The following is a 13,293-nucleotide window of genomic DNA, read 5'->3' on the forward strand; positions in this document are numbered from 1 at the left end:
AATTGGCTGAAAGTGAGCTAGTGAGCTCAAATGGCCGAAAATTATTTGAAAAAGTTTTTGGTGGGAATATCTTATTTCTATATTTGCAGTCCCGTTACGAAACGGAGTTCTTAAATAAGTTTTCGAAAGCAGGTGAGGTGCCTGAGAGGCCGAAAGGAACGGTTTGCTAAACCGTCGTACGCCAAAAGTGTACCGAGGGTTCGAATCCCTCCCTCACCGCTTAATGTTTTCGGGGTGTAGCGTAGCCCGGTATCGCGCCACATTTGGGATGTGGAGGTCGTAGGTTCGAATCCTGCCACCCCGACCAGAAAACTTTAAGACAACGTTAGTAACGCCTCGGGGTGTAGCGTAGCCCGGTATCGCGCCACATTTGGGATGTGGAGGTCGTAGGTTCGAATCCTGCCACCCCGACGGAAAAGAAAAGCTCAATCATGCAAATGATTGAGCTTTTTTGTTTTTTATGATTTTTGAACAATATCGCAGTCCTTTTATCCGGGGACACAGATCCTCGTAATTATTTACGGTTTGACGAGACGACGAGCTTAACTCTTTGGACAATAAATGGATGTTTTTGAGTCATAAACTCAAAGCAGTATTTCGCACGCGTTGCAAACGCGCGTAGGGGAAGGCATCATTTTATACACTTAGTCAGTCCATCTTTCCAAGCATAATAACAGCTTTGACTAAAAAGAGCTTCTAAATTCGATGTATTGATCCATGGATATTGGTCCAAAAGTGTTTTTTTTAACTTTTCTTTTAACTCGTTATTAGAAATTGTTTGGTTGACGTCATACAATTCAGTTAAAGTGTTATAAACAAAGTCGTGTCCTTTGTGCATGGCTTGTCTGCATATCGTGTCGTAATCGTTAAGTTCTTGTAATGTCAAGAATCGGTATTTCTTTTTTAATCTGTCTTGTATTGGTTGAAGCCAATTCTTACCAAATTCCATGGCTAACTTCAAGCCGTCATTTAAAATAACAGATTCTGAAGTATCTGAATTATTGAAGAGTTTGGAGAACAAATTCATCGAATTAGATTTGAATGATTCTGACTAATGTTTTTCATTTAAAGGCAATGTAATAATAAACCGATTTCTTATCTCAGAGCTTCAGTTTTTGATTTGAGGCTAAACGTTTTTCGCCTTTATCCATCAAGTTGGGTGACTTATTGTTTTAATTTAATCAAGATATTCTTTGTATGTCGGCTTATAGCCTAGCAAATAAGCAAATGGAGTGAGCAGGATAAATGCTATTTTCTGAACTACAAATGGAGGTTTTGAAAGTCGGAAAACATCTGAGTATTTATTTGCCATTAAAGCCACTTGCAAAATATTCGGCATTCCGTTTTCGTTTGTCTTCCCATTGTTCGCAAGTCCGACTCCCGTTTCAAGCAAATTGTCGGTATTCATTGCAGGCTGAACTTTCCAATTCACTATCGTTTTGTTATTGGAGTTATTCCACATCGAATGAACCTTGTTTGCAGGGATATGAAGCGAGTTACCTTCTTTCAAAACTAGTAGTTGACCATCAATGCGCACGGTTAATTCGCCTGAAAGAACAGTAAAGTCCTCAACTTGATAAGGATGATAGTGAGCAGGTGGTTCTTTGGATCGTTCATTATAGGTTGTTTCCATCTCCAAAAGTTCTCCATTGGTATCATTGCCTGATTGCAAAAATTTAATGTCTTGCCCTGTTTTTGGATTGCGAATTATTTTATCCTTAAAAGCCATGTTAAAATTGATAGATTGAGTTTGCCTAATTTAAAAAGATATCAATTGTTTTCAATAGGGGTTCTTAATTGACAAATGGATGCCAATAATAATTTTGGGTTTTGAGTTCGGGTGGGTTTCTGAGTATCCCCGTCTGAAGACCTCTGTATTATTTGCAGTCTTTTGTCTCGCTTCGCTAAGACTTGCGACAACTAAGGAGTCTCAGACTCTAAACGGAACTTCGCACGTGTTGCAAACGCGCACGAGCGGGGGGGAGTTACCCGAAGGCGGCGGTTTTGAGCCACTACACTGTCTTGTACAAAAGTTTACGGGGTATATAAATGTTTCTATTCGGACTGTTTTACGACTGCTAGCGGTAGGCATACTTTTCGTCCTGGGTTGGGTCGTTTAAAGCTCTTTTTTCATCACTACGATGTCCTTGCCGCCCAAAGCAATTCTTTCCATTGGATTCCAAGCAAGTCGCTTGTAGAGGTTCTCTGCTGTATGCGTAAATAAGTAAATGTTTTCAAGTCCAAGGTCTTTTGCCTGGTCTTGAATGTGCTTACAAATTAATGCTCCTAATCCTTTTCCTCTGACGTCTGGCTTTGTGTAAACTAATGCTAACCAATTTTTGTAAATTTTAAATCGTGGTTCTCTTTCTAGCAGTCCAACGTGGTTGTATAGTCCGCCTGTTGCAATTGGTTTGTTGTCAAGTGTCATTAAAACTTGAAACTCGTAATTGTCTGCCGAAAGTTTTTTAATTCTTTCAATTGTCGTCTGAACAGGGATGTTCCACTCATTAAAATACCAGTCTGCAATAAATTGGATGTTTTCATTATCCTCAGGTGTAATTAGTTGATATTTTATGTCATTCATAATTCAAGTGTCTGTTGAAGTTTGGTCGTTTATGTTTGCCACTAGCAGTTCGGGCTTTTGTGCTTAATATGTCATGTTTTCTTGTTGTCAATTTAATGTGTCAAAGTGAAAATACTTAAATCGGGGTTTTCTTTGTCAGAAGCTTGATTGAATGGTGATTGTCCTTGTGAGTAGAAGCAACTATTTTTGTAAACTTCAAAGTCTGAAAAACATAGTTAATGACTGTTCTTGCGGCCTCTTTCATTATTCCTTGTCTTTGAAATTTTGTCAAAAGCTCATATCCAATTTCACAGCTGGCTTTATTGTTTGAAAAGTTAAATAGACAAATTGTTCCCACAAACGTTTTAGTGTTTGTCAAGGTAATTGCCCAATAAACAGAGTTGTTCTTTTGAATATTCTCATTAACCGTTTGGATAAAATTTTTTGCGTCTTCAGTAGTTTTACTGGGTTGCCTGTTTAAATACTTATTTATTTCTGGGTCTGAACGCAAAGAAAGGATATCCTTATGATCATCAGTTGTCAACTGTCTAAGCGTTAGCCTTTCGGTTGTCAAAATTGGAAATGAAGCAAAGTCAATCATCGTCATTCTGCCGTATCTTTTTATGTTGTGAGTATCGTCGTCTTACGGCTAACGTTCCTGCTACAGGCAGAGCCGGATTGATAAGAAATGTCCGAGTCTTACAGAGTAGTTGAAACTTTGTTTCGTTAAATTAGTTAGTTCTTGTGATAAGCCAAAACAAAGTTTTGGCAGGGTAATTTATTATACTGCACCCTCTATTCAACGCACCCGGCTTTGCATGGAGTTTTGTCTGTTTATCCCAATCTTCAAAAGCTTATTAACTATTTAATGAGTTGTTGTTCCGGTTGTAACAGCTAGCTGTCGCTTTTCTTTCACCATTCCTTTCCCTCAATGAGCCCATCATTGTCCCAATCCCAATCCACAAAAAAGCCTGCAGTAAGTTTAGGATGTTCATTTATTTTTTCTCTGATTAACACAGGAATTTTAGTAGTGGTGTCAAAACGTTCTAAGTTTACCAATTCCAGCAGAATGTCATAAGAATTATCTGATACGGTGGTGTTCGTAAGGTCTAGGTGTTTTAGCTTTTTTAGGTTTATAAATGGTCTTAGTGAGTTTAATCGTAGTTTTTTAGGCGAAAATTGATTGCCATTTAAAGCAAGTCCAATTAGGTTAACGCATTGTCCTATACTTTCGTAATTACTTACTTTAAAACTATTTGAAATACTTAACAGCTCTAAGTTTTCCAAATATTGAACTGGACTGATATCTATTAATTTATTACAAGAATCCAAGTGGAGAAAGTCTAACCTTGCTAAATTTTTTAATGGAGAAATATCCGTAACTGAAGATGACCAGAGATTGAGTCTTTTCAAATTTTTCATTTCACATATTGCCTCTAAAAAATCTTGGTCAACATGGTGTCGTATTGAAATTGCTTGAACTGTATCCAACTTGGGCAAAACTTCAATCCATCTCTTTGTTAGTTCTTTTCGATAGTTAAGCTTTACTTCTTTTGAGAAGTCGACAGGAAACAGTGATATCGTTAAATTTTCGGCTAAGTATACATTTTCCGTTATTTCTTGAGCAGAAATGTATTCTGGACTTTCCTTTTTGTTGAACAAATTTAATTTGAATCGATCTTCCATAAAGTGTCAGCTAACTAGTTGATACATGCATTCCAGGTGCATGTAAATTCTGTTTGCGGAATGTTTTTTAGTTTGATAGCAATAAATTTAGGATCTCAGTCCTCCAAAATAATGGTTTTGTCCGGCTATTCAAATCTCTATGCTTATACGATTTTTTATGCGTTATTCTTTTTTAGGGAGTTTCGGGCTAAATCTAATTCATCCTAAAATCACTTTTTATATTTATCCCGGTACTCTAAAGGTGTTAGTCCGTTGATTTTTTTGAACAATTCCCTAAAGGTTTGACTGTCAAAATAGCCCACATCCAGCATAATTTCATCCACTGATTTTCGGCCTATTTCCAACGCTTTTTTACTTGCTTCAATGCGCACTTTTTGCAAGTACTCTAAAATCGAACAATGGGTGGCTTTTTTAAACCTTCTTTCGAATGTTCGCCTTGTTAAAAAGAACTTTTCCGACAAGTCATCAACCGTAATCTTTTCAGCATAGTTATTTTCAATAAATTCCTGTGCTTTTAAAACTTCCTGATCACTATGCTCCTTTAAACCATTAAACACTATAAATGGTGTTTGAACCATTTTATCGAGGTTTACCACAAAGTATTTGGCAATTAAAATGGCATATTCACGGCTAACATATTTTTCGACCAAAAAAAGCAGCAGATTCCAATAGGCATTGCTGCCACCGCTTGAATATAAACCGTTTTGCTCAACAATGATCTTCTCGTCAATAAGCGTAACATTGGGATAGTAAAACCTGAATTCGTTGGCATATTGCCAGTGTGTTGTACATTTTTTGTCCTTCAACAGCCCGGTAAAGGCCAACATAAAAGCACCCGTGCAAAGCGATGCTACTTCTGCATTCTGTTTGTATTGCTTTATGATCCAATCAACAAAAAAACGGTTGTAGTGGCTACTACTCAACATATCGCCCTTTATTGCCGGAATGATGATTAAATCTGTTTTAGTGATTTCATTGGTAGTTGCATCATTCTTAATGGTCAGTAAACCGTCTTCAAGAGTCATTTCACTTGTTTCGCCAATAATCTGTATTTCAAAAAGTTCTTTCTTATTCTCTGCCTTATACAACTCGTTTACTTTTCTAAAAACAGCCCTTGCATCCACAATAGAAGCATAATTGGCGTTCTTCAGCGATAAAATGGAAATGTGTTTTTTCTGCATCTAACTTCCTGTTTAACGTAAAGATACAAATCATACTTGTCGCAAATGCCTTTACAATTATGTCGTATTTACACATAAATAAAAAGGGAATAGCCATCTATCTTTATGTAAGCAAATAAAGCAAACATGCGTAGTACAGATATCTATTTACACTTTAATGGAAACAGTGAGATGGCTTTTTCATTTTACAGATCAATTTTCGGAGGGGAGTTTATAGCGGCACAACGATACAAAGATGTTCCGGGTGGTGATAAGATGAATGAGGATGACCAGGAGAAAATGATGCATATTTCATTAAAAATTACGCCTTACACCACTTTAATGGCATCGGATATTGTGAATAAGGATGACAGCAATTTTGTTGCTGGCAATAACTTTCACATTTGCCTGCATGCCGAAAATGAAAAGGATGCTGATAAATTATTTAATGCTTTATCCAACGAAGGCAAGATTGAAATGCCAATGAACAAGACCTTTTGGGGGGCTTATTTTGGGATGTGCCAAGACAAATTTGGCATTCAATGGATGATCAATTTTACTTATCCGCAAACAAACTAAAACTTAAAAAATGGGAACGCAACATGTAAAAACCAAAGTCAGGCTTTGGGTGGGAAGAGTATTGCAATTATTTACTTCCTTATTCCTTTTGTTTGATGCAATAATGAAAATTATCAAGCATCCTAAATATGTGGAAGGAACCCTGCAATTGGGTTTACCTGAGAGTTGCATCCAGGTACTGGGCTTTTATTTATTGCTTAGTACGATGCTCTATATTCAGTCGAGAACGAGGGTGCTTGGCGGTTTATTTTTAACTGCTTATTTAGGAGGGGCTGCCGCTATTAGCTATGCAGCTCAAAGTGGAGGGCATTCGTATTTATTCCCGATCGTTTTTACAACGATGATATGGATCGCAGAATATTTACAGGATGACCAATTGAAATCGGTTTTACCACTAAAAAAATAAGAAGATGAACACCATAGTAATTATTCTTTCATTAATCGCCACTCTGGTATTAACGCTCTTTGTGCTGGCATTGGTGGCTCCCAAAAGTTATTCGCTAAAGCGACAGGTAATTGTTGATCAGCCTGTTCATGTGGTTTTTAATTATCTAAAGCATCTGAAAAACCAGGACTATTTCAACAAATGGGTAATGATGGATGCTGACTTAAGAAAACAGTTTAGGGGCGAAGATGGGAACGTTGGGTTTGTTTACGCCTGGCAAGGAAACAAGCAGGCGGGTGTAGGAGAGCAGGAGATAAAACGAATTGAGGAAAATAAACTCGTTGAGGTGGAAGTACGCTTTGAGAAGCCGATGAAAGGTATTGCAAGAACTCCGTTCAGCACCGAAGAAGTTTCTCAAAATCAAACAAAAGTTACCTGGGAGATGAGCAGCACGATGAAGTATCCCTCAAACATCATTTTATTATTTATGAATATGGATAAAATGTTGGGCAAAGATATTCAGGCAAGCTTGGAGCTATTGAAACTCAATTTAGAACCTAAAAGTTAACTCCATGTCATTTGAAGCATATCTAGAAAATATCAAAGCCAAAACAGGCAAAACGCCGGAAGATTTTATGCAGCTTGCCGAGAAACTGGGGTTTATAGAAAATGGCGAAGTAAAACCAACTGTAAAAGCAGGGGAAATCGTTGCCTGGCTCAAAAATGATTTTAACCTGGGCCACGGACATGCAATGGCGATTTACAGTGTTTTTAAAGGTTTGAAGGAGCAACTCCAAGATACCGAGGGGACTTTAGGCAAACATTTTACCGGTGAAAAAGAAAAATGGAGGACTGTTTATGATGCGCTTATTAAAAAGATAAATGCCTTTGGGAATGACATTTCAATAGCCCCTGTAGCGAGTTATATCAGCTTGCTGAGTGGCGACCGGAAGTTTGCCATTGTTCAAATTACCAAAGACAGGATGGATATTGGTATCAAATTGAAAAATCAAGCTCCCACCGATCGCTTTGAAAATGCAGGAAATTGGAACGCAATAATGACGCATAAGGTGTCGATCATTACCTCAAAAGAACTAGACAAAGAGCTTTATTCCTGGTTGCAAAAAGCCTACGAACAGAATGTGCCTAAGAATGAGTGAAATAGATAGGATATGCGCCTGGCTTGCGCGTTTGCAACGTGCGAAATAACAGCGACCAAACAATAAAGTTCGAACATCTGTAGACTGTTCGAGCTTTATTGTTTTAAAACAAAAATTGTATTTTCGGCAACCAACTACCTATTACAGATGTCTGATAAGTATAAAATCAATAATAAAGGAAGGGTTTATTTTATTACCTGTGCTGTGATGGATCGATTTAAAAACCTAATGCAGTATTTCGCACGGATTGCAAACGCACGCGAGCGGGGAAGTAGTCTGATAATATAAAAAATATAGAATAATTAAATTTAGAATATATGGATGATTTCATGATTGCGATTGTATTGTTGCTTGTAACAACGTTTATTTCACGTACCATTAGTGAAAAAGCAACTAAAAAGTTAGATCAAATTAAAAAGGCCGAATTAATTGATCTATTTTCAAATGGTCGGATTTATGCCTTTGGTATATTGATAGGTATTGTTGTACTATTCTTTCTCAGTACAAAATTCAATTTACTTGACCCGCTTATTGCTTATATTATTTATATAGTTTCAATACTTGTTTTTCTTATTGTGACAAGCATAATTTCTTACAGAAAACTTAAAGCAAATGATTTTCCGGGCACTTATATAAAATCCTATTTGCTCTCAACTTCATTAAGATTTATAGGATTTGTGATTTTCTTTACGATGATAAAATATTAAAGAAAGGCTTAGTATAATTACCAAAACAAAACCACCTTTTATGTAGAGGGTGGTTTTGTTGCTTATAAGTACAACATAATTGGCTGTAGGAATGCGGACCTCTGTTTGCTTGAAGTATATTATAATTTCCCTCCTGATTTCCATCATTTTTAGAAGGCAAAATATTTAATTTGAAAGGATTAACATTTTTAATAGCACTTGTTATAATATTAATTTAACCATTTGGAGGTCTTTAAGACCGGGATAAAGCTGATGGAAAGGATTGGTTGATATTGTGTTATTAGAGTAATAGAATCGAATTAAAAAAATAAAAACACCAATAGCCGATCGCTCGGCTATTGGTTAACTATGTTATGTTTATAATGAAGACGATTTGGTTAGTTCCAACCACCACCCAATGCCTGATAAATATTTACCATTGCATTCATTTGTTGTTTCTTGGTTTCAATAAGCTCTAATTTAGCTTCCAGAGCATCGCGTTGGGTCATTAATACCTCCAAGTAATCGGCTCTGGCCGCGCGGAACAGGTCATTTGAAATGTCGATGGACTGTGTCAGTTCACTTACCTGCTTGGTTTTTAAATCATAACTCTTCTGCGAATTGCTGATGTTGGCCATTTGATTGGCAACTTCTACATAAGCGTTCAAGATGGTTCGCTCGTAGTTATAAACAGCCTGTATTTGCTCAGCATTAGCCTTGGTGTATTCAGCTTTTATACCGTTTCTATTGATCAAAGGAGCAACCAATTCACCTGCCAAAGAATAAAGCATTGATTCAGGGAATTTAACCAGGTAACCCGGATCAAATGCCTGCAAGCCAATAGATGCAGAGATGCCTAATGATGGATAAAACTCTGCACGTGCAGCTTTAACATCCAATTTAGCAGCTGCTAACGCCAGTTCAGCCTGTTTAACATCGGGGCGGTTAGCTAACAATTGCGATGGAACACCGGCATGGATCTCAGATGGAACCAGGTCATTGAAGTTTGTTGAACTTCTCACAATAGGTTGAGGGAAGCGTCCTAACAGGAAATTGATCTTGTTTTCTGTTTCTGTGATCTGTTGCTGGATGTTGAATTGTAAACTTTGGGTGTTTAACACTTCTGCGCTAAACTTACGAACTGCCAATTCGGTCACTCTGCTTGCTTCTTTTTGAGCTTTAACAACCTCCAATGCATTGTTTTGCAATTCGATGTTCTGTTTTACAATGGCTAACTGATTATCCAACGCCAGTAACTCATAGTACGAATTGGCAATTTCTGCAACAAGGTTGGTTACTACAAAGTTTTTGCCCTCTACACTTGACAGGTAACGGCTCACCGCTGCCTTTTTAGCATTGTGCAGCTTATGCCAAACGTCAACTTCCCAATTGCCATAAACACCTAATAAGTAATCAGGAAGCGGGTCAGGCATTTCTCTGCCGGGAGTAATTTCTGTGGAAGCATCACCTGCTCCCTGACTGGTATACCTGCCCACCTTTTCAAGGCCAACACCTGCACGAACGCCCACCGATGGCAATAACTGACCTTGTTTTAACCTGATCTCGCTTTTGGCAATCTCCAATTCCTGTAAGGTGATCTGCAATTCCTGGTTACGGGTCAGCGCTGTGTCGATTAGGTTGTTGAGATTCGGATCGGTAAAAAAGGTTTTCCAACGGATCTTTCCCGAATTCAAGGTGTCTGCCGAATTGCTGCCATAACTACCCGGCGTTTGTTTATTCTCGGTCTTTTGAATTTCCTTCGGAATATTACAGCTCACGAGGGCAACACAAAAACCGGCCAGGCTTAATCCTAAATATATTTTTTGTTTAAACATTACTTTCAATTTATCGGTCTAACAGTTGGCCTTCAATTCCAGCCATATGGCTGTCTGTTAATTTGTTTTCAATTTCTTCGGTTAAAGGCTGCTCTTCTTCAATTCTGATCAGTTTATGTCTTTCAGCTATTTTACCAAAGAGGTAGTACAAGCCCGGAATTACAATTACTCCGAAAATGGTTCCGAACAACATACCTCCGGCAGCTGCCGAACCAATTGTTCTGTTTCCTACTTTACCAGGCCCCGTTGCCATCACCAATGGAATTAGTCCGGCGATGAATGCAAACGAAGTCATTAGGATAGGTCGGAACCTTGCTTTAGCACCTTCCAAAGCTGCTTTTTTCACCGAAAATCCTTCACTGTGTTTTTGTACTGCAAACTCAACGATCAGTACGGCATTTTTACCTAACAAACCGATAAGCATTACCATGGCCACCTGTGCATAAATGTTATTTTCCAATCCGAATAATTTTAAGAATAAGAATGCTCCAAAAATCCCTGCAGGTAATGATAAGATCACTGATAATGGAAGGATGAAACTTTCGTATTGAGCCGCAAGAATCAGGTAAACGAAGCCCAAACAGATCAGGAAGATATAGATAGCTTCGTTTCCTCTTGATACCTCATCTTTAGAAATACCTGCCCAGTCGATACCGAAACCTCTTGGTAATGTTTTGGCAGCAACTTCAGTAATTGCTTTAATAGCTTCACCACTACTGTAGCCCGGTGCAGAAGAACCACTGATCTCTGACGCGTTATACATGTTATGACGGGTGATCTCTGATAATCCGTATACTTTTTCCATTTTCATGAAAGCCGAGTACGGAACCATTTCACCCTTGTCGTTTTTAACATAAAGCTTTAAGATATCTTGTGGCAATGCTCTGTATTGAGGGGATGCCTGAACAATTACTTTATACTGACGGTCGTATTTGATAAAACTGGTTTCGTAGTTACTGCCGATCAATGTAGAAAGTGTGTTCATGGCATTGTCGATGGTAACACCTTTTTGCTGTGCAATGTCATTGTCAATGCGTAACATGTATTGAGGGAAACTGGCACTGTAGAAGGTAAATACCGACGACAATTCAGGGCGCTTGTTCAATTCTTTAACAAATTCCTGACTTACGGTTTCCATTTTTTTATAGTCACCACTTCCGGCTTTATCCAATAAACGCAATTCGAAACCGCCTGCCGCTCCATAACCCGGAACTGCTGGTGGTTGGAAGAATTCTATTGTAGCTCCTGAAATATCTTTCGACTTTTCTTCCAGTTCATCGATCACATCCTTGGCGGAATTCTTACGACTGCTCCAATCTTTTAAGTTGATCAAACAGGTACCAGCGTTAGCTCCTGTACCTTCGGTCAGGATCTCATAACCCGCCAATGATGAAACAGATTGTACCCCTTCAATGCCTTCAGCAATTTTCTGTAGTTTTTCTGCAATCTGATTGGTTCTTTCCAGCGATGATCCCGGAGGTGTTTGGATAACGGCATACACCATTCCCTGGTCCTCGTTAGGGATAAAGCCTGATGGTACATCGTTATTTAAAAACCAAATACCGGCACAGAAGGCCACTAAAGCTCCTGTGGTTACCATACGACGGGTTACCACTTTGTTCAACAGGGTTTGGTAACGACCGGTAAGTCTTTCAAACCATTTGTTAAATCCGTTTAATACTTTATCAACAGGAGTTTTCTTTTTGGCTTTACCATGGTTGTTTTTCAGCATAATGGCACAAAGGGCAGGTGTTAACGTAAGCGCCACCAAACCCGAAAGGACAATTGCCGTTGACATGGTAATGGAGAACTGGCGGTAGAAAATACCCACTGGTCCCGACATGAATGCCACTGGAATAAACACTGCCGCCATTACAAAGGTGATGGCGATGATGGCTCCGCTGATCTCACGCATAGCCCGTTGTGTTGCTTTGAGCGGAGAAAGGTGGTAGGTTTCCATGTTGGCGTGTACCGCCTCAATTACTACAATCGCATTATCCACCACAATACCGATTGCGAGTACTAAGGCGAACAGCGTGATAAGGTTAAGCGTAATGCCGAAGAACTGCATGAACATGAACGTACCAATAAGTGATACAGGTACGGCAATAGCAGGGATAATGGTTGATCGCCAGTCGCCTAAGAAAATGAATACTACTAAACCCACCAAAATGAAGGCTTCAACCAGGGTATGAATTACTTTTTCAATAGAGGCATCTAAGAACTTAGAAACGTCGTAACTGATCTCATAATCCAAACCTTTAGGGAAATCATTTGCCTTAAGTTCGGCCATTTTTGCCTTAACATCTTCAATAACCTGGGTAGCGTTACTACCATAGGCTTGTTTAATAACGATAGCCGCCGATGCTTTTCCATTAAGGTTCGAGTACAAATCGTACATCGAACTGCTGAACTCAACATCAGCAACATCTTTTAATCGTAAGAGTTCACCGTTTGAACTCGCACGTACTACGATGTTTTCGTATCCTTCTTTGTTACTGTATCGGCCTGGATATTTCAATACATACTCAAAAGCCTGTGAGCGTTTACCTGAGCTTTCACCTGTTTTACCTGGAGATGCCTCAAGACTCTGCTCATCCAAGGCTTTCATCACCTCATCGGTTGAAATTTTATAAGCCAGCATGCGGTCAGGTTTCAGCCAAATACGCATTGCGTATTCGCGGTTACCCAAAATATCGGCAAAACCAACGCCGTCAACCCGTTTCAATTCCGATAAAATATTGATATCGGCATAGTTGAAAAGGAAGTTTTGGTTCATTTTAGGATCCTTGCTGTACAAGTTGATGTACATCAGCATGTTCGATTCCTCACGGCTGATCTTAACACCTTCACGAATTACCAAGGGCGGAAGCTTATTGGTAACCGCAGCTACACGATTTTGTACGTTAAGTGAAGCTTGATTGGGATCGGTACCCAAGTTGAAAATCACCTGGATAGATGCTTCACCATCGTTACCAGCGTCGGAAGTGATGTATTTCATTCCCGGTACGCCGTTTAGTGCTCTTTCCAAAGGAATTACAACCGATTTGATCAGGAGCTCGTTATTAGCACCAGGGTATTCGGCAGTGATATTCACCTTTGGTGGCGAAATAGAAGGGAACTGAGTTACCGGTAATTTGGTGATGGCCAGCCCACCAATAAATACGATAATCAGTGATATTACAATTGAAAGGACGGGCCTTTGTATGAACTTATTGAACATAAAACTAATTTTAGCG

Annotated in this window: 13 protein-coding genes and 3 tRNA genes; 8 read left to right on the forward strand and 8 right to left on the reverse strand. The window is 38.8% G+C overall.

Translation table 11 applies throughout. The features are described from left to right. Positions 1-131: 131 nt before the first annotated feature. The 3 genes from NF867_RS14580 to NF867_RS14590 all read left to right on the forward strand — a co-directional run bounded on the left by NF867_RS14580 (position 132) and on the right by NF867_RS14590 (position 411). A tRNA-Ser gene (locus NF867_RS14580) sits at positions 132-219 on the forward strand. Positions 220-230: 11 nt separating this feature from the next. Continuing rightward, positions 231-307, forward strand: a tRNA-Pro gene (locus NF867_RS14585). A 30-nt stretch (positions 308-337) separates the two neighbouring features. After that, positions 338-411, forward strand: a tRNA-Pro gene (locus tag NF867_RS14590). 220 nt (positions 412-631) lie between these two features. Here the strand turns inward: NF867_RS14590 and NF867_RS14595 are convergent. The 6 genes from NF867_RS14595 to NF867_RS14620 all read right to left on the reverse strand — a co-directional run bounded on the left by NF867_RS14595 (position 632) and on the right by NF867_RS14620 (position 5,430). After that, a complete protein-coding gene (locus NF867_RS14595; RefSeq protein WP_252588977.1) occupies positions 632-1,027 on the reverse strand; it encodes a hypothetical protein in 396 nt (131 codons plus the stop codon). Between the two features lie 150 nt (positions 1,028-1,177). After that, positions 1,178-1,729, reverse strand: a complete 552-nt coding sequence (locus NF867_RS14600) for a cupin domain-containing protein (RefSeq protein WP_252588979.1) — start codon at positions 1,727-1,729, stop codon at positions 1,178-1,180. A 387-nt stretch (positions 1,730-2,116) separates the two neighbouring features. Then, entirely contained in the window at positions 2,117-2,584 is a 468-nt protein-coding gene (locus tag NF867_RS14605) for a GNAT family N-acetyltransferase (protein WP_252588981.1), read from the reverse strand. 115 nt (positions 2,585-2,699) lie between these two features. Continuing rightward, entirely contained in the window at positions 2,700-3,170 is a 471-nt protein-coding gene (locus NF867_RS14610) for a GNAT family N-acetyltransferase (RefSeq protein WP_252588984.1), read from the reverse strand. 305 nt (positions 3,171-3,475) lie between these two features. Beyond that, the gene (locus tag NF867_RS14615) at positions 3,476-4,249 is read right to left on the reverse strand and encodes a leucine-rich repeat domain-containing protein (protein WP_252588986.1); all 774 of its coding nucleotides are present in this window, start codon (positions 4,247-4,249) and stop codon (positions 3,476-3,478) included. A 209-nt stretch (positions 4,250-4,458) separates the two neighbouring features. Next, positions 4,459-5,430: a GlxA family transcriptional regulator gene (locus tag NF867_RS14620; RefSeq protein WP_252588989.1), complete on the reverse strand. Its 972-nt coding sequence runs from the start codon at positions 5,428-5,430 to the stop codon at positions 4,459-4,461. A 126-nt stretch (positions 5,431-5,556) separates the two neighbouring features. Here NF867_RS14620 and NF867_RS14625 point away from each other — a divergent pair, with 126 nt between their 5' ends. From NF867_RS14625 to NF867_RS14645, 5 genes are all read left to right on the forward strand, one after another. Continuing rightward, positions 5,557-5,988, forward strand: a complete 432-nt coding sequence (locus NF867_RS14625; RefSeq protein WP_252588991.1) for a VOC family protein — start codon at positions 5,557-5,559, stop codon at positions 5,986-5,988. A gap of 10 nt (positions 5,989-5,998) precedes the next feature. Continuing rightward, the gene (locus tag NF867_RS14630) at positions 5,999-6,394 is read left to right on the forward strand and encodes a DoxX family protein (protein WP_252588992.1); all 396 of its coding nucleotides are present in this window, start codon (positions 5,999-6,001) and stop codon (positions 6,392-6,394) included. A gap of 4 nt (positions 6,395-6,398) precedes the next feature. Continuing rightward, positions 6,399-6,941, forward strand: coding sequence for an SRPBCC family protein (locus NF867_RS14635; RefSeq protein WP_252588995.1), 543 nt, complete (start codon positions 6,399-6,401; stop codon positions 6,939-6,941). Positions 6,942-6,945: 4 nt separating this feature from the next. Next, positions 6,946-7,533: a DUF4287 domain-containing protein gene (locus NF867_RS14640; RefSeq protein WP_252588996.1), complete on the forward strand. Its 588-nt coding sequence runs from the start codon at positions 6,946-6,948 to the stop codon at positions 7,531-7,533. 317 nt (positions 7,534-7,850) lie between these two features. Next, positions 7,851-8,240 carry an MFS transporter gene (locus NF867_RS14645; protein WP_252588997.1) on the forward strand — a complete coding sequence of 130 codons (390 nt, stop codon included), beginning with the start codon at positions 7,851-7,853 and terminating at the stop codon, positions 8,238-8,240. Between the two features lie 377 nt (positions 8,241-8,617). On the opposite strand, the gene NF867_RS14650 is transcribed toward NF867_RS14645, so the two are convergent. Both NF867_RS14650 and NF867_RS14655 read right to left on the reverse strand, forming a co-directional pair. Then, positions 8,618-10,054 (reverse strand): TolC family protein, encoded by a 1,437-nt coding sequence (locus NF867_RS14650; RefSeq protein WP_252588999.1) that lies wholly within the window; start codon positions 10,052-10,054, stop codon positions 8,618-8,620. A 10-nt stretch (positions 10,055-10,064) separates the two neighbouring features. Continuing rightward, a complete protein-coding gene (locus tag NF867_RS14655; protein WP_252589001.1) occupies positions 10,065-13,277 on the reverse strand; it encodes an efflux RND transporter permease subunit in 3,213 nt (1,070 codons plus the stop codon). Positions 13,278-13,293: the final 16 nt, after the last annotated feature.

The sequence above is a fragment of the Solitalea agri genome (assembly GCF_023914155.1).
In the GTDB taxonomy this organism is placed as follows: domain Bacteria; phylum Bacteroidota; class Bacteroidia; order Sphingobacteriales; family Sphingobacteriaceae; genus Solitalea; species Solitalea agri.

Coding starts and splice junctions, on each gene's coding strand:
- NF867_RS14615 (WP_252588986.1), bottom strand. CDS start 4,249: ATGGAAGATCGATTCAAATTAAATTTGTTCAACAAAAAGGAAAGTCCA.
- NF867_RS14600 (WP_252588979.1), bottom strand. CDS start 1,729: ATGGCTTTTAAGGATAAAATAATTCGCAATCCAAAAACAGGGCAAGAC.
- NF867_RS14655 (WP_252589001.1), bottom strand. CDS start 13,277: ATGTTCAATAAGTTCATACAAAGGCCCGTCCTTTCAATTGTAATATCA.
- NF867_RS14645 (WP_252588997.1), top strand. CDS start 7,851: ATGGATGATTTCATGATTGCGATTGTATTGTTGCTTGTAACAACGTTT.
- NF867_RS14610 (WP_252588984.1), bottom strand. CDS start 3,170: ATGACGATGATTGACTTTGCTTCATTTCCAATTTTGACAACCGAAAGG.
- NF867_RS14605 (WP_252588981.1), bottom strand. CDS start 2,584: ATGAATGACATAAAATATCAACTAATTACACCTGAGGATAATGAAAAC.
- NF867_RS14630 (WP_252588992.1), top strand. CDS start 5,999: ATGGGAACGCAACATGTAAAAACCAAAGTCAGGCTTTGGGTGGGAAGA.
- NF867_RS14635 (WP_252588995.1), top strand. CDS start 6,399: ATGAACACCATAGTAATTATTCTTTCATTAATCGCCACTCTGGTATTA.
- NF867_RS14625 (WP_252588991.1), top strand. CDS start 5,557: ATGCGTAGTACAGATATCTATTTACACTTTAATGGAAACAGTGAGATG.
- NF867_RS14620 (WP_252588989.1), bottom strand. CDS start 5,430: ATGCAGAAAAAACACATTTCCATTTTATCGCTGAAGAACGCCAATTAT.
- NF867_RS14650 (WP_252588999.1), bottom strand. CDS start 10,054: ATGTTTAAACAAAAAATATATTTAGGATTAAGCCTGGCCGGTTTTTGT.
- NF867_RS14595 (WP_252588977.1), bottom strand. CDS start 1,027: ATGAATTTGTTCTCCAAACTCTTCAATAATTCAGATACTTCAGAATCT.
- NF867_RS14640 (WP_252588996.1), top strand. CDS start 6,946: ATGTCATTTGAAGCATATCTAGAAAATATCAAAGCCAAAACAGGCAAA.